Annotated in this window: 18 protein-coding genes and 2 pseudogenes; 13 read left to right on the forward strand and 7 right to left on the reverse strand. The window is 64.0% G+C overall.

Translation table 11 applies throughout. From position 1 onward, the window contains the following. The first annotated feature begins 43 nt into the window (after window positions 1-43). The 4 genes and pseudogenes from ALC15_RS13280 to kynU all read left to right on the forward strand — a co-directional run bounded on the left by ALC15_RS13280 (window position 44) and on the right by kynU (window position 4383). Window positions 44-1320, forward strand: a pseudogene (locus ALC15_RS13280) (ArgE/DapE family deacylase). A gap of 161 nt (window positions 1321-1481) precedes the next feature. Then, window positions 1482-2291: an alpha/beta hydrolase gene (locus tag ALC15_RS13285; RefSeq protein WP_050627596.1), complete on the forward strand. Its 810-nt coding sequence runs from the start codon at window positions 1482-1484 to the stop codon at window positions 2289-2291. A 28-nt stretch (window positions 2292-2319) separates the two neighbouring features. Continuing rightward, window positions 2320-3159: a tryptophan 2,3-dioxygenase gene (gene kynA / locus ALC15_RS13290; RefSeq protein ID WP_050627597.1), complete on the forward strand. Its 840-nt coding sequence runs from the start codon at window positions 2320-2322 to the stop codon at window positions 3157-3159. A 10-nt stretch (window positions 3160-3169) separates the two neighbouring features. Beyond that, window positions 3170-4383: pseudogene (kynU, locus tag ALC15_RS13295) on the forward strand (kynureninase). A 45-nt stretch (window positions 4384-4428) separates the two neighbouring features. Here kynU and ALC15_RS13300 read toward each other — a convergent pair. Further along, window positions 4429-5217, reverse strand: coding sequence for a cobalamin-binding protein (locus ALC15_RS13300; protein WP_050627599.1), 789 nt, complete (start codon window positions 5215-5217; stop codon window positions 4429-4431). 145 nt (window positions 5218-5362) lie between these two features. Between ALC15_RS13300 and ALC15_RS13305 the strand changes: the two genes are divergently transcribed. After that, window positions 5363-5761 carry a PaaI family thioesterase gene (locus ALC15_RS13305; protein ID WP_050627638.1) on the forward strand — a complete coding sequence of 133 codons (399 nt, stop codon included), beginning with the start codon at window positions 5363-5365 and terminating at the stop codon, window positions 5759-5761. 140 nt (window positions 5762-5901) lie between these two features. Further along, window positions 5902-6525, forward strand: a complete 624-nt coding sequence (locus ALC15_RS13310; RefSeq protein WP_050627600.1) for a GNAT family N-acetyltransferase — start codon at window positions 5902-5904, stop codon at window positions 6523-6525. A gap of 82 nt (window positions 6526-6607) precedes the next feature. Here the strand turns inward: ALC15_RS13310 and ALC15_RS13315 are convergent, their stop codons facing one another. The 3 genes from ALC15_RS13315 to ALC15_RS13325 form a co-directional block, all read right to left on the reverse strand. Next, window positions 6608-6916, reverse strand: a complete 309-nt coding sequence (locus ALC15_RS13315) for a hypothetical protein (protein WP_021079685.1) — start codon at window positions 6914-6916, stop codon at window positions 6608-6610. A gap of 89 nt (window positions 6917-7005) precedes the next feature. Next, entirely contained in the window at window positions 7006-7338 is a 333-nt protein-coding gene (locus ALC15_RS13320) for a putative quinol monooxygenase (protein ID WP_347336286.1), read from the reverse strand. Window positions 7339-7406: 68 nt separating this feature from the next. After that, a complete protein-coding gene (locus ALC15_RS13325; protein WP_050627640.1) occupies window positions 7407-8090 on the reverse strand; it encodes a DUF2161 domain-containing phosphodiesterase in 684 nt (227 codons plus the stop codon). Between the two features lie 139 nt (window positions 8091-8229). Between ALC15_RS13325 and ALC15_RS13330 the strand changes: the two genes are divergently transcribed. Further along, a complete protein-coding gene (locus ALC15_RS13330; protein ID WP_050627601.1) occupies window positions 8230-8574 on the forward strand; it encodes a GrlR family regulatory protein in 345 nt (114 codons plus the stop codon). On the opposite strand, the gene fabG is transcribed toward ALC15_RS13330, so the two are convergent. Further along, window positions 8571-9251 carry a 3-oxoacyl-ACP reductase FabG gene (gene fabG, locus ALC15_RS13335; RefSeq protein ID WP_050627602.1) on the reverse strand — a complete coding sequence of 227 codons (681 nt, stop codon included), beginning with the start codon at window positions 9249-9251 and terminating at the stop codon, window positions 8571-8573. The genes ALC15_RS13330 and fabG overlap by 4 nt on opposite strands. Before the next feature lie 124 nt (window positions 9252-9375). Between fabG and ALC15_RS13340 the strand changes: the two genes are divergently transcribed. Both ALC15_RS13340 and ALC15_RS13345 read left to right on the forward strand, forming a co-directional pair. Continuing rightward, window positions 9376-10083 carry an SGNH/GDSL hydrolase family protein gene (locus ALC15_RS13340; RefSeq protein ID WP_050627641.1) on the forward strand — a complete coding sequence of 236 codons (708 nt, stop codon included), beginning with the start codon at window positions 9376-9378 and terminating at the stop codon, window positions 10081-10083. 114 nt (window positions 10084-10197) lie between these two features. Beyond that, entirely contained in the window at window positions 10198-10404 is a 207-nt protein-coding gene (locus tag ALC15_RS13345; RefSeq protein WP_035634033.1) for a hypothetical protein, read from the forward strand. A gap of 9 nt (window positions 10405-10413) precedes the next feature. On the opposite strand, the gene ALC15_RS13350 is transcribed toward ALC15_RS13345, so the two are convergent. Continuing rightward, window positions 10414-11157, reverse strand: a complete 744-nt coding sequence (locus ALC15_RS13350; RefSeq protein WP_050627603.1) for a tyrosine-protein phosphatase — start codon at window positions 11155-11157, stop codon at window positions 10414-10416. Window positions 11158-11270: 113 nt separating this feature from the next. On the opposite strand from ALC15_RS13350, the gene ALC15_RS13355 reads away from it, so the two are divergent. Next, a complete protein-coding gene (locus ALC15_RS13355) occupies window positions 11271-11582 on the forward strand; it encodes an MliC family protein (RefSeq protein WP_050627604.1) in 312 nt (103 codons plus the stop codon). 87 nt (window positions 11583-11669) lie between these two features. Here the strand turns inward: ALC15_RS13355 and ALC15_RS13360 are convergent, their stop codons facing one another. Then, window positions 11670-11870: a DUF2735 domain-containing protein gene (locus ALC15_RS13360; RefSeq protein WP_050627605.1), complete on the reverse strand. Its 201-nt coding sequence runs from the start codon at window positions 11868-11870 to the stop codon at window positions 11670-11672. A 539-nt stretch (window positions 11871-12409) separates the two neighbouring features. On the opposite strand from ALC15_RS13360, the gene ALC15_RS13365 reads away from it, so the two are divergent. From ALC15_RS13365 to ALC15_RS13375, 3 genes are all read left to right on the forward strand, one after another. Then, on the forward strand, window positions 12410-13444 hold the full coding sequence (locus ALC15_RS13365) for a glutamine synthetase beta-grasp domain-containing protein (RefSeq protein ID WP_050627606.1): 1035 nt from the start codon (window positions 12410-12412) through the stop codon (window positions 13442-13444). A 196-nt stretch (window positions 13445-13640) separates the two neighbouring features. Further along, on the forward strand, window positions 13641-14345 hold the full coding sequence (locus ALC15_RS13370) for a hypothetical protein (protein WP_050627607.1): 705 nt from the start codon (window positions 13641-13643) through the stop codon (window positions 14343-14345). A 5-nt stretch (window positions 14346-14350) separates the two neighbouring features. Continuing rightward, window positions 14351-15037: a substrate-binding domain-containing protein gene (locus ALC15_RS13375; protein ID WP_050627608.1), complete on the forward strand. Its 687-nt coding sequence runs from the start codon at window positions 14351-14353 to the stop codon at window positions 15035-15037. Window positions 15038-15059 lie beyond the last annotated feature (22 nt).

Genomic DNA, 15059 nt, shown 5'->3' on the forward strand with positions numbered 1-15059 from the left:
GCTGCGGCTCCCGCCTGTTCTGACTTCCCCATGGAGCTGCCGAATGACTGCCGAGACGCAACAACGAATCCTTAGCGCCGTTGACGAGGGATTCGATGCGCAGCTTGCGACGACGCAGGCCTTTGTCGCGATTCCCTCGACCCGCGGCGCCGAGGGGCCGTGCCAGGACATGATCGGCGACCTCCTGCGCGAGCGCCGCTATGAGGTCGACGACTGGCACATCGATCTCGACGAGCTCAGGGATCTGCGCGGCTTCGGCCCGATCGAGCACGATTTCTCCAAGGCGCGCTCGGTGGTCGGTACCTACCGCCCCGCGACCAATTCCGGCAAATCGCTGATCCTGCAGGGCCACTGCGACGTGGTGCCGACCGGTCCGCTGGAGATGTGGGAGACGCCGCCGTTCTCGCCTGTGATCAAGGACGGCAGGATGTATGGCCGCGGCGCCTGCGACATGAAGTCCGGCACCATCGCCGCGCTCTATGCGCTGGATGCGATCAAGAAGGCCGGCCTGAAGCCGACGGCGCGGATCCACTTCCAGTCCGTGATCGAGGAGGAGAGCACCGGTGTCGGCGCGCTCTCGACCTTGCAGCGCGGCTATCGCGCCGATGCCTGCTTCATCCCGGAGCCGACCAACGGCAAGATGATCCGCTCGCAGGTCGGCGTGATCTGGTTTCGCCTGAAGGTGCGCGGCTTCCCGGTGCATGTGTTCGAGGCCGGCGCCGGCTCGAACGCGATCATGGCGGCGTATCATCTGGTGCATGCGCTGGAGAAGCTCGAGATCGCCTGGAACGAGCGCGCCAAGGCCGACCGCCATTTCAAGGACGTCAATCACCCGATCAACTTCAATCCGGGCATCATCAAGGGCGGCGACTGGGCTTCCAGCGTGCCGGCCTGGTGCGATGTCGATTGCCGTATCGCGGTCTTGCCGGGCTGGTCGATCGCCGAATGCCAGAAGGAGATCCTGGCCTGCGTGTCGGCTGCGGCGCGCGACCATCGCTTCCTGTCCAACAATCCGCCGCAGGTGGAATGGTCGGGCTCCTGTCGGAAGGCTACGAGCTGGTGAACTCTGAGGCCCCGGAAGCTGCCTTCGCCAAGGCACATCAGGCGGTCTATGGCGGAGCAGTCGAAGATCGCGCCTTCACCGCGCTGACAGACACGCGGTTCTACGGCCTGAACTACGACATCCCAAGCCTCTGCTTCGGCGCCAGCGGCGCGGCGATGCACGGCTTCAACGAATATGTCGAGCTGGACTCGCTGCGGAAAGCGACCAAGGCCATGGCGCTGTTCGTCGCGGAATGGTGCGGGGTGGAGAAGGCGTAGCCTTTCTGCATTGCGGGCCCGCCGCGCTATAGCTCCGTTTGCCGGGGAGGGATCGGGCGCGGGTCAACCAGATGCTTTAGGTTTAAAATAAAGGCTGGGCGAACAGCTCCGCCGGTGGCAAAATGGCGTCCGATCGACGGCGAATCTTCGGGGGAGCCACGATGCGCGATTGGGATGATGCCTACGCCAATTCGGCCCACGTGCCGGGGTCGGATGCGCTGCCGGCGCGGTGGGCGGAGCGGGCGGCGGCCTATCGCGCCAGACTTAAATCATTCAAGCCGGATATTGCCTACGGATCGGCAGAGCGGCAGCGCCTCGACCTGATCCTGCTGGACGGCGACAGCAAAGGTCTCGTCGTCTTCGTGCATGGCGGGTACTGGATGCGCTTCGACAAATCGTCATGGACAGACCTTGCGGAAGGCGCGCGAAGCCACGGCTGGACGGTGGCGCTGCCAAGTTACACGCTGGCGCCGGCTGCGCGCATCTCCGACATCACGGCCGAGATCGCGGCCGCGATTGCCTTGGCCGCGGGCGAGGTCTCCGGGCCGATAAGATTGGCCGGCCATTCCGCAGGCGGCCATCTGGTTACGCGCATGCTGTGCGACGACGGCCGTCTCGAACCTGAGGTCTACGACAGGATCGTGGGGACGCTGTCGATCAGCGGTCTGCACGACCTGCGGCCGCTCCTGAAGACCGCGATGAACCAGACGCTCCGGATGGACATGGATGAAGCAGCGCGCGAAAGCGCCGCCTTGCATCTGCCACGGGGCAAGTCGCCGCTGACCACCTGGGTCGGCGGCAGCGAGCGCCCCGAGTTCATCCGTCAGGCAGAGCTGATGGCCAACATCTGGACCGGGTTCGACGTGCCCACGCACCTCGTCGTCGACCCCGGGCATAACCATTTTACTGTCGTCGATGGGCTGAAGGATCCATCCTCTGCCATCACGAGGCGCCTTCTGGGCTTTGCTTGAGGCAGGGGATCGATCGAGAGGATGTGTCATGAGCAGCAACGACTACGATCCCGCGGTCGAGGGCGCCGAGACCGATTTCGCCCGGAAAATGTCGTACAGCGACTATCTGCAACTCGATGCGCTGCTCGGCGCCCAGCATCCGATTTCGGATGCGCATGATGAGATGCTCTTCATCATCCAGCATCAAACCTCCGAACTGTGGATGCGGCTCGCCATCCACGAGCTCCGGGCCGCCCGCCACGCCATCGCCCGCGAAGAGGTGTCGCCGGCGATGAAGATGCTCGCGCGCGTCTCCCGCATCTTCGAGCAGTTGAACAATGCCTGGGACGTGCTGCGGACCATGACGCCCAGCGAATATACCCATTTCCGCTCGCGGCTGGGACAATCCTCGGGCCTCCAGTCGTATCAGTACCGGCTGATCGAGTATCTGCTTGGCAATCGCAATGGCGCGATGTTGAAGCCGCACGCACATGACCCCGAGGTGACGGCCTTGCTCAAGACCGAGCTTGCGACGCCGAGCCTTTATGACGAGGTGCTCCGGCTTGCCGACCGCAAGGGGCTCACGATGCCCGCGGCCGTCCTGTCACGCGACGTCCATGAGACCCATCACTTCGACGAGGGTGTGATGCAAGCCTGGCGCCGTGTCTACGAAGCTCCCGAAGCCAATTGGATGCTCTATGAGCTCGCCGAGAAGCTGGTCGACTTCGAGGATTATTTCCGCCGCTGGCGCTTCAATCACGTGACGACGGTGGAACGCGTGATCGGCTTCAAGCGCGGCACCGGCGGTACCGGTGGGGTCAGCTATCTCAAGCGGATGCTCGAGGTCGAGCTGTTTCCCGAACTGTGGCGTGTCCGGACCGTCCTCTAGGCGAGGTGTCATGATTGAAGCGAAATCGCAACTGCGCGTCTACGACGACACCAAGCAATGTTCCATTTGCCCGCTGATGTCATCTATCTTGACGGCAACTCGCTTGGTGCGTTGCCGCTGGGCGTTGCCGAACGCGTTGCGCATGTCATCACGTCAGAGTGGGGCGATGAGCTCATTCGGGCCTGGAACAGCGCCGGCTGGTACGTGCAGCCGCGCCGCGTGGGCGACCGCATCGCTCGCCTGATCGGCGCCGCGCCCGGCACGGTGATGATCGGCGACACGCTGTCGCTCAAAGTCTATCAGGCGCTTGCGGCTGCGCTCGAGATGAACCAGGAGCGCAAGGTCGTTCTGTCCGATGTCGGCAATTTCCCGACCGATCTCTATATGGCGGAAGGGCTGATCGCCACGCTCGGGCGCGGCCATCAATTGCGGCTGGTAGCCCCGGAGGAGGTCGAGCCATCGCTGTCGGACGACATTGCGGTGCTCTATTTGACGGAGGTCGACTACCGCACCGGCCGTCGCCACGACATGCGGACCCTGACCGCGAAGGCGCATGCGCTCGGCATCGTCACGGTCTGGGATCTCGCCCATTCGGCCGGCGCGCTGCCGGTCGATCTCGCCGGCGTCGGCGCCGATTTCGCCGCCGGCTGCACCTACAAATATCTGAACGCGGGCCCCGGCGCGCCGGCCTTCCTTTACGTCGCGCCGCAGCATGCCGATCAGGCGCGCGCCGCGTTGTCTGGCTGGATGGGGCACGCAAAGCCGTTCGCCTTCGATCTCGGTTATCAACCTGCCGGCGGCGTCGAGCGCATGCGTGTCGGCACACCGCCGGTGCTGGCGATGGCCGCGCTGGAGGCATCGCTCGACATCTGGGATCGTGTCGATATGAGCGAAGTCCGCGCACGCTCGCTCGCGCTCGGCGACTTGCTGATAGCCGAGATCGCGCGACGCTGTCCGTCGCTGAGGCTGATAACGCCAAGGACGCATGCGCAGCGCGGGTCGCAAGTGTCCTTCGCCTTCGCCGGCGGATATGCCGCCATGCAGGCGCTGATTGCCCGCGGCGTGATCGGTGACTTCCGGGCGCCTGACATCATGCGGTTCGGGATCACGCCGCTCTATATCGGCGAGGCCGAGTTGCTGAAGGCCGCCGAGATCATCGAGGAGGTGATCATTGGCGAGGTGTGGCGCCGGCAAGAGTATCAGGTCGTGAATGCAGTGACGTGAGCGACGAGCGTTGCCCCGAAGCCTCATGGTGTCTGCGGTGAGCAATCATGGGTGCCGCGACCACAACGCATTGACGATCGCATCGAGCCCATCGGTCAGCGCGGCGGGGCCGGGCTGCAGAATGATCGGCGACTTGATCTCGACGATGCGATCGTTGCGGACGGCCGGAATGTCGCTCCAGCCGTCACGAGCCCTGATGCGGTCGGCCACGACCTTCTTGCCGCACCAAGATGCCAGGATCACGTCGGGCATCGCCGCGCGCACGGCATCAGGGGTGACGATGCGATCCTTGGCAGCCTTGTGCGCGCGCAGATGCGGCAGCGCGTCCGCGCCGCCGGCGATCTCGATCAGTTCGGACACCCAGCCGATGCCGCTGATCAGCGGCTCGTCCCATTCCTCGAAGTAGACTTTTGGCCGCGGTGCCGGACGTGGCGTTGCCGCGATCGCGGCCAGCCGTTGTTCGAGGCTTTGCGCGAGCCGTGCGGCGCGATCGGCGGCGCCGACCATCGCACCGAGGCTGCGGATCATCGCAAGGATGCCGGCGACGTCGCGCTGATTGAAGACATGGACGGCGATGCCGGCACGCACGAGATCGGCGACGATGTCGGCCTGCAAATCGGAGAAGGCGAGCACCAGATCCGGATCGAGCGCCAGGATCTTTGGAATGTCGGCGGAGATGAAGGCAGACACCCGCGGCTTCTCGCGGCGGACCCGCGGCGGGCGCACCGCGTAGCCGGAGACGCCGACGATGCGGTCCTGCTCGCCGAGCAGATAGAGCGTCTCGACCGTCTCCTCGGTCAGGCAGACGATCCGGCGGGGAGGGAAGTCGCGCATCGCGGACGGTATGCAGACTCGCCAAGGGTTGTCACGGCGCCATGACGTCATCCGCTTGATTACCTCGGAGGTCATTGCCCGGCCCGGTCAGGCAATCCATCATGCCGGCACGAACCTCGAAGAAGGCCACAAGCAGGGAGTGCCCATGACGCCGCTCGAAAAGATCCAGTCGATGAAGATGCCGTTTGCGGAACTGAAGGGCGTCACCTTCACCGAGGCTGGGCAGGATCGCGTGGTCGCGAAGATGGTGGTGCGACCGGACCTCTGCACCCTCCGGAACACGATTCATGGCGGCGCGGTGATGGCTTTTGCGGACTCGGTCGGCGCCGCTGCCACCGTGATCAACCTGCCTGAGGATGCCAAGGGCACCACGACGCTGGAGAGCAAGACCAACTTCATCGGCGGCGCCAAGGAGGGGAGCACTGTGATCGCCACGGCGACGCCGGTTCACCGGGGCCGGCGGACCCAGGTCTGGCAGACAAGGCTGGAGACCGAAGACGGCAAGCTGGTCGCCGTGGTTACGCAAACGCAATTGGTATTATGATGAGGCAATGATGTGATTTTCAGATCACATCATTGTTTACTTAAATGAATCTTGATGCTTGAATTATATGGTGCGGCGCACAATATAGAGCAGGTTAGGGAGTCGACGCCTCCTCGAGGGCCACCAAGAGGAGTTATGAAATGAACCACGATTCCATCAGTTCGACATCTGCTCGGGGCACCGTGCGGACGTTGAGCCAGCAGGAGGAGCTTCCTCTGCTGCGCGATCATTTGCTGAGACTGGATCGAACCAGCCGTCATGATCGCTTTCATGGCTTCATCGACGACAGTTTCATCCGCCGCTATGCCGAGCGCTGCGCCAACGACGGAACGGTCATCATCGCCTATTTCGAGGATGGCGTGGTCCGCGGTGCGGCCGAGCTGCATCCGCCGGAGCAGTCGCCGGATGCGCAGCCCGAGATCGCCTTCAGCGTCGAGCGGTCGGCGCGGCGCAAGGGCGTCGGCAGCACGCTGTTCCGCAAGCTGATCGCCGAGGCGCATGCCAAGGGCTACACCGGCCTGCGCATCACCACCGGCGCGCAGAACGACGCAATGCGAGCGCTCGCCACCAAGTTCGGTGCGCAACTGACCTTCCGTCACGGAGAATCCACCGGCAGCATCGACCTGACCGAACAGCGCCAGTCCGAGCCAGCACCGGCGATCGTGCCCGTGACGCCGGTCGCGGCCGCGCGCGCGCTCGTCGACATGAACCGCGCCTATTGGCGAATGGTGATGCAGATGTCCGGCTGGGGTCGGGCCGCCTGAAGCTGAGATCTCACGTCAAACGTAAAAAGGGCAATCCACTCAGTGGATTGCCCTTTTTCTTTGAATGACTGGATGGTGTCGTTCAGGTGCCGGTGCGCTTGTCGATCGCGAAGCGGCGGACCACGCGGCGCTCGACCACGACGGAACGCTGCGCGCCCTGTTCGCCGGCGATCACGCGGGTCGCCGTGCCGGTGCGGGCGCTGACGCGCGCGGTCTTCTTCACCTCGGCCAGCACCTCGTCATAGGGCAGCCCCATCAGGGACGATGCAATCTCGGCCTGGGCCTCCACGTCGTCGGTGATACCGATGGCGGCGAAGATTGCCTCTTCCAGCGTCGGCGGATCGTGCCGCACACGCCTTGTGCCGTATTTGGTGTTCCAATCTCCGCTCATCGTCGCCTCATCCTTGAATCGCGGGAGATACGTAAGGTGCCTAATGTTGCATTGCAATATGAATGTGGGATGGCAATACAGCCATGCAGCTAGAGTCTCTCAATCTTGTGAGCGTCATAAAGTTCGATGGTGGTCGCTGCGGCCGCCAGAGATTGCAGGGAGCGGACGAAATCGCGCGACGCGGGGACCGCAAAATGCGCCGCCAGCGCGGCGCGGTCGGCCCATTGCTCGAAAAACACCAGCCTGAGCGGGTTCTCGCAGTCGACATGGACTGCGTGCGAGATGCAGCCGGGCTCGGTGCGCGAGCGATGGACATGCTCGAGGCTCAAACGCTTCACCTCGTCGAATGAGTCGGGGCGGGCGCTGACGCTGCCGGTGACGACAATCATGATCTCCCCCAGTCCAAAGCGCGACGTCTTCATCGCGCTCAGGGTTCTTGTTTGAGCATGATCTTCTCGGAAAACCGCTTCGCACTTTTCCGGATCATGCTTTACGAGGCAGCTTCTGCCCCGGACGCACTGATTGGCTGCTGCGGCCAGCGTTTCAGCGCGGCGCGGCCGGCATCGGTCAGGACATAGATGCCGCGCTCGGCGCGATCGAACCAGCCGTAGACATTATGCTGCAAGATCTTGCCGGCGTCAGGGCACTCGGCCCGCAGGTCCTTGACGCGCCGCGGCCCGTCCGAGAGCGCGCAGGCGCAGGCCAGCGCCTGCTGCCGGTAGGCGGTCATGATCGGCGCCCGCGTCGACCCGCCCATGGCAGGATCGCCCTTGCGCTTGCGATGCTCGGTGATCAGGCGCGAGCGCTTCTTCGGATTGCGGCGCGGTGCTGCGGTCGGCGGCGGCACCAGCACCTCGACGTCGCCGCGATCGGTGACGCCGAGCATGCCGAAGCCGAGCCGCCGGCACAGATTGCGATACCGCGCGTCGCTCTCGCGGCCCTTGCCGCGGGCCGAGACCTTGGCCGCGATCCACACCTCGTCGGCGGCGCCGGCGCGATCGACCGCCTGGAGGATCAGCTCGAGATTGAATGCGAGCTTGAGTTCACCGATCACGACGACCGGTGGATCGTCGCCGCTCAGCGCCACGAGGTCGCAGCCGCCGATCTCGCCCTTCACCGTGAAGCCGAGCTTTTCGAGGAAGCGTTTGACGGGCTGGTAAAGCGCGGTTTCCAACGGGCAGGCTCCTGCGGCCTCCGGCCGCGACTCGGTGCGCCAGCATAGCGCGGAATTGCGCCCATCGAGGCGGATCGAATTTGCCCAATGCGCGGCCAAGCGGTTATGTTGGGCCGGGGACAACGGCGCGACCATTTGCATGATCCGGAACGGGCTCTATCACATCACCGTCGAATTTCTCGACGGCGTCTCTGGCGGCAACCAGGGCGTCATGGTGCTGCGCGACGGCCAGATGCGCGGCGGCGACTCGTTCTTCTACGCCTATGGCAGCTATACCGCGGCCGACGGCAGGTGGAAGGGCGAGGTCACCAACGAGGAGCATTCGCCGACTTACGGCGAACGCCCGGTCTGGGAACGCAAGGTCGTGACCATCGGCTTTACCGGCACCTATACCGACGAGACCGCCGAGGGCGACGGCATGGCGCTTGCCGGCAAGCAGAGCATCCGCTTCAGGTCGAAGCTACGGCTCCTGGTTGCGGACTAAACCCGCCCGTTGACCGGCAGCAGCGCGCCGGTGACGGCACTGGCAGCATCGCTGGCGAGGAACAGGATCACCTCGGCGAGCTCCTTCGGCGACACCCATTTGGAGACATCGGCCTTCGGCATCGCGGCGCGATTGGCGGCGGTGTCGATGATCGAGGGCAACACGGCGTTGACCGTGACCTTGCCCTTGAGCTCGGCGGCGAGCGACTCGGTGAGGCGGTGCACGCCGGCCTTCGAGGCGGCGTAGGGACCCATGCCGGAGGCGGCCTGCAAGGCGCCGAGCGCGCCGATGTTGATGATGCGTCCGGCGCCGGATTTGGTGAGATGCGGGATCGCCGCGCGCGAGGTGTTGAAGGCGGTCATCACGTTCATCGCATACATGCGCTGCCAGGTCGCGGGATCGCCGTCGCTGACCGCCTCGAAGGTGAAGCCGCCGGCAATGTTGATCAGTGCGTCGAGCCGGCCGAAATGCGCCGCCGCCTTGTCGATTGCAGCCGTCGCATGCGCGGTGTCGGTGAGGTCGACCCCGCCGAGCTCGATACGGTCGGCCGTCGCCGCAAGCTGCGAGGCCGCATGGTCGATGCCGGCGACGCGCGCACCGCGCGCCAGGGCTTCTTCGGCGACCACCTTGCCGAGCGCGCCAAGCGCTCCGGTGATGACGATGGCTTTTCCGTTCATGGCGGTCTCCGTATCAGCAACAGGCGAGCGTCCACTATGATCAGGCGGAATTCATTTGCAATGCCGCCGATTTCATCTCCTACTGCGCGCATTCATCAGTTCATTCGCCTCAAGGATGTTTGCGATGCCGACACCAAGGCCGTGCGAAACCCATCTCGAACTCGTCAAGTTCAGCTACGGATTGCCGCATCTTGCGCAAGCGCTCGAGCGCGAACGCAAGATCAGGATCGTTGCCCTCGGATCGTCATCGACCGCGGGAGCCGACAAGATCCTCCCGTTTCCGCCGCGGCTGGAGATGCTATGGCGGAGCCAGAAGCAGTCCTTCGGCCGGATGATCGACATCATCAACCGGGGGATCGGCGGGCAAGAGGCGCCGGAAGAGTTCTCGCGCATCGAGTCCGATGTCATCGCTGAAGCACCGGTGATGGTGATTTGGCAGGTCGGCACCAACGCGGTGTACAGGAACTACAACTTCGATCAGGTGCAAGCGACATTCGAGGCGGGACTGGATGTGCTCGCCGGGCTGCCGCTGGACGTCGTGGTGATGGACTCGCAATACACCCAGGCAATCATCGGCACGCCGGATGTGCTCAAGCTCGCCAACCAGTTCATGCCGATGATCGCCGACGTTGCTGCAAGCAGGAAGGTCAACCTGTTCGGCCGCTTTGCGCTGATGAAGCAATGGGTCGATGGCGGAATTCCGCTTTCCGAGCTCGACGATGGTGCGCAGGAGCATCTCCATACGAGCGAGTGGGCGACCGATTGCGTCACGCAAGCCTTGCTCGGTGCGATCAACGATGCGGTGGCGCGCAGTGCGAACACGTCGTCCTGACTACGTAAGACTACGGGGGAAGGCCAGTTGGATAAAATTTGCGGCAGTTCTGTAAGTCGTTTGCAGAACCCTTTCCTTAGAAGCGGAACTCCAGCCAAGGTAGGGGTTTTTGCAATGGGAAATCTTCCGGATCACGGTTTACCGCTCGTTCAGCTTAAGGAACAGCGGCGCGATCTCGTCGTAGCGCTACAGAATCGCAAGGGCCCGGTGGGTAGCTGGGAATTGATGCAGATCGCGGCGATCCAGCAGGCCATCTCGGCCTTCGAGGACGTCATCGCCGATCTCGACGCAGAGCTCGAGCTCGAGGCCGCCGCGGCCTGAGCGAACCGATCAGGCCTGCAGATAGCGGCCTTCAAGCGCCTTGCGCTCGGCCGGGCCGAGCCCGAGGCCCTCGCGGAAATATCCGTCGAGACTGCCATAGTCGGCATCGATCGCTTCGAACGACGCCTCCAGGAACGCCGCGCGCACGGTGCCGAGCACCTGCTTGACGTCGTCGGGCAACTCGGTGCTGTGGGCCGGATCGCGCTTGTAGTACTGGTTGGTCAGGAGATAGTCGTCCGCGATCACCTGCTCGGATACGCCGAGCGCGTGCAGGATCAGCGCGCAGGCAAAGCCGGTGCGATCCTTGCCTGCGGTGCAGTGGATCACCAGCGGCGCGCGGTCTTCGAGCAGATGGGTAAAGAGCGTGCGATAGCGCGGCGTGTTGTCCTGCACGTAGCCGCGATAGGAATCCCGCATCACGTCGATCGCGTCGGCTTCCGAGAGCGCGCGGCTGCTGGCGATCTCGCGCAGCGCAGCCACCACCGTCGGCTCGACGGGCAGGGAATGCACGGTGACGTCGTTCATGCCGCACAGCGCCTCGGCGCGCTCGGCGACGCCGCGGAAATCGAATGCGCTTTTGACCCCGAGGCCACGCACCACCGCGACGTCCTGCTCGGTGAGATGCGCAAGATGGTTGGAGCGGAAGATTTGCCGCCAGCGCACCGTCCGTCCGCCACGCGTCTGGTAGCCGCCGAGGTCGCGAAAATTGCTGGCGCCGGCGAGATTGAGGTGACGGGCGGGGGCTTCTGACATCGGCGGGACTGTTGCAACTGTTGCGGGCTTGATTGAGGAGGTCTTGATGCGCAGGATCTTGCGCAGGAGTATCGGCGCAGACAGGTCTATAGCCGGCCTCTCGGGGGGAGAATATGACTTATCGCGGGGGCGCCATTCCGATCGGCGCAATTCTTCTAATGGTCTTTGGTTCTTCGGCGGCGTCGGCGCAGTCCGCCTTCCGGAATTATCGTTGTGCCGACGGCACGCAGTTCATTGCAGCGTTCTTCAATGGTGACACCCGTGCGCATCTGCAGGTCGACGGCAAGGCGGTGACGCTGACGAAACGGCTGTCGCTGAGGGGCACGCGCTACAAGGGCGGTGGCGTCACGCTGGAGATCAGCCGGGCTGGATCGACCAGGCTGCGGCACGCGAAGCGGCCGGTGACGGCCTGCGAGCTGGCATGAAAAAAGGGCCGAAACGCTTCGTTCCGACCCTCTCTTACCGCTCTGTTGTCTGACGTTTGTGCGTCACGCCTCTCCGCCTGATCGACATCAGTGATCGCGGCTCGGCTTGGCGTCGTCGATGGCGGCCTGGTGGTACCAGCTCTCGCTGCATGCCGAGGTCTCGACCTCAGCGGCAAGATCGCGTGCCGTCCGCACTTCGCCGTAGCGGCGTCCGCCGAGAGCCGCGCGGCCCCCTGCCGGGAATTGATAGATCGTTGCCGATCCCTGATTTTGGCCCGTGGTGATCATGTCAAAGTCTCCTTTGGCCGGTGCGAGCCTCCATGGTGCGCCCGACTCATTCGTGCGTGGTTACCGTGCTTTCAACATCGGTCCGGGCTCGGCAGGGTGCAAGTGACTAAGAAATAGTCAGGTTTTGTCTAATTCGTGTGCAAGTCCCGGTTTGCATCCTGCGAGGCAGGATGCAGCTGACCAACGCTTGGGCCGAGCCGATGGTTGCCGGGCACCCGGCGGTTGGACACGAACTGTCACACGGCGCTGCCGCCGCATTAATCGACGGCCGATGCCGTAGCCGAATTTGCTGCAGAAACGGGCGGTGGAGGGGGTGAGGAGAAGATTTTGGCTGATCGCGGCGCATGCCAGCCGCGCTACTTTGTCGCAGAGAAAAATGCGATGTCCGCTGTGGACATCCGCCGGCTGGGCGGTGCCGCAGTGCAGCGACTGGCATTTTAATTGCTTAGTAAGAGCCGGCCGATGGTGGCCGGGTACGCGTGCGGCGGCCGACTGGCTTTCGGTTCCTCACGGTTTTGCATCATCAACAGAGAGGTTCAATGACCAAGTACAAGCTCGAGTATATCTGGCTCGACGGATATACGCCGACGCCGAGCCTGCGCGGCAAGACGCAGATCAAGGAATTCGCGTCGTTCCCGACCCTCGAACAGCTTCCGCTGTGGGGCTTTGACGGTTCGTCCACCCAGCAGGCTGAAGGCCACAGCTCTGACTGCGTGCTGAAGCCGGTCGCCTGCTATCCCGACGGAGCGCGCGAGAACGGCGTGCTGGTGATGTGCGAAGTCATGATGCCCGATGGCAAGACGCCGCACGCGTCCAACAAGCGCGCCACCATCCTGGACGACGAAGGCGCCTGGTTCGGCTTCGAGCAGGAGTACTTCTTCTACAAGGACGGCCGCCCGCTCGGCTTCCCGGAGCAGGGTTATCCGGCTCCGCAGGGTCCGTACTACACCGGCGTCGGCTACAAGAACGTCGGCAGCGTTGCCCGCAAGATCGTCGAAGAGCATCTCAATCTCTGCCTGCACGCCGGCATCAACCACGAAGGCATCAACGCCGAGGTGGCGAAGGGCCAGTGGGAATTCCAGATCTTCGGCAAGGGCTCCAAGACCGCTGCTGACCAGATGTGGATGGCCCGCTATCTGATGCTGCGTCTCACCGAGAGCTACGGCATCGATATCGAATTCCACTGCAAGCCGCTCGGCGACACCGACTGGAACGGCTCGGGCATGCACGCCAACTTCTCGACCAAGTACATGCGCGAAGTCGGCGGCAAGGAATATTTCGAAAGCCTGATGAAGGCCTTCGACAAGAACCTGATGGACCACATCGCCGTCTACGGCCCGGACAACGACAAGCGTCTGACCGGTAAGCACGAGACCGCGCCGTGGAACAAGTTCAGCTACGGCGTGGCTGATCGCGGTGCGTCGATCCGCGTTCCGCACTCCTTCGTCAACAATGGCTACAAGGGCTATCTGGAAGACCGCCGCCCGAACTCCCAAGGCGACCCCTACCAGATCGCTTCGCAGATCCTGAAGACGATCTCCGAGGTTCCGACCGGCGCCAAGGCTGCCGCTTAAGCGGCTGCGGTCTGAGCGCTACCGGACCCGGATGGAGCCATCCGGTACCGCAATCGGGTCCGCCAGGGCGACTGCCTTGGCGGACCCTTGCTTTTTAACGACTGTGTTTGCGGGCGGCTCGCCGCCGAAAGCGGTTTCGCTGCGTTATGAACCGCGCTAGATAACGAATGAATATTTGCTGCCGGGGACACGGCGCTTGTTTGAGGGGTTTTATAAGGTCCGGTTCGAGCTGGGCGGCGCCGTCGGCCGCAGCGTGATGTATGTGGGCAACGGCAAGATGCTCGGCGGCAATTCGGCGTTCGCCCATATCGGCACCTACGAGAAAGACGGCGACGAGGTCGCGGTCGAGATCCAGACGGTCCGCCATAACCCCGACCTCAACTACCGGGCCATGGCCGGCACCGATGATGCGACGCTGCTCGCCAAAGGCGGGCCGGACGGCGAGCTCTACCGCTTCAAGGGCGAGCTCAAGGAGTTGCCCGGCGTGCCGTTCCAGTCGGTGATGACGCCGATCACGGGGGGCGACATCCCAATCGCCGGCGGGGTCGGCGAGGGTGGTATCGTCAACGGGCTCTATTCGATCCACATCCGCGTGCTCGATGGTATCGACGGCGGCCTCACCGGCGTGATGCTGCTCAACGACGGCCGCATCCTCGGCGGCGATGCGTTCTTCTATTATCTCGGCACCTACACCTCCGAGAAAGGCCGCTGGAAAGGCCAGATCCTTAACCAGGAGCACACCTCGGCGATGGGCGAGAACCCGATCTTCGGCGGCCATGAGGTCGGGATCGGCTTCGCCGGCACCTGCGATGCGGAGGGCGCCGTGCTCGAAGCGACTGCACTGGCCGGCAAGCGCAGCCTCCGTCTTACCGCCGCGCTCAAGCTGATGCGACGGGCGTAAGCGGGATGGACCATTCGGTTCGTGTGCTCTCGACGCTGGCGCTGAAGGGCGCGGTCGCGCGCCTTGCCGCGGCCTATCAGGCGGCAAGCGGGGTTGCGATCGATGCGGATTTCGCGCCGACGCTGGCGCTGCTCGAACGTCTGCGCGGCGGCGAGGTGGCCGATGTGGTTATCCTGACCCGCGAAGGCCTCGAGGAGATGATCGGCGAGGTGCGCGTCACGCCGGAAAGTGCAGTCGACCTGGCGCGCTCCTATGTCGGCGTTGCGGTAAAGGCGGGCGCTGCGCATCCCGACATCGCGACCGAAGCCGCATTGCGAGAGGCTTTGCTCGGGGCGCGGGCGGTGACCTATTCGCGGCTCGGCGCCAGCGGCATCCTGTTCGCGCAGCTGATCGCGCGTCTCGGCATCGCCGAGGCGATCAACGCGCGCGCGGTGATCATTCCGATCGGCTTCACCGCGGAGAAGCTGGTCACCGGCGAGGCCGACCTTGCGATCCAGCAGATCAGCGAGTTGAAGCAGGTCGACGGCATCGAGGTCGTCGGGCCAATTCCGCTGGATTTGCAGACGCCGGCGGTGTTTTCCGCAGGCCGGATGACGGCCTCGCAGCGTGCCGCGGCCGCCGAGCATCTGTTGCGTTATCTGTCGTCACCCGAGGTCGCGCCGGTGCTGCGCGAGACCGGGCTCGAGCCTTGAATTTGCCTGCACCGCGACGCAA

Origin of the sequence: Bradyrhizobium viridifuturi, assembly GCF_001238275.1 — a bacterium.
Classification (GTDB): Bacteria; Pseudomonadota; Alphaproteobacteria; order Rhizobiales; family Xanthobacteraceae; genus Bradyrhizobium; species Bradyrhizobium viridifuturi.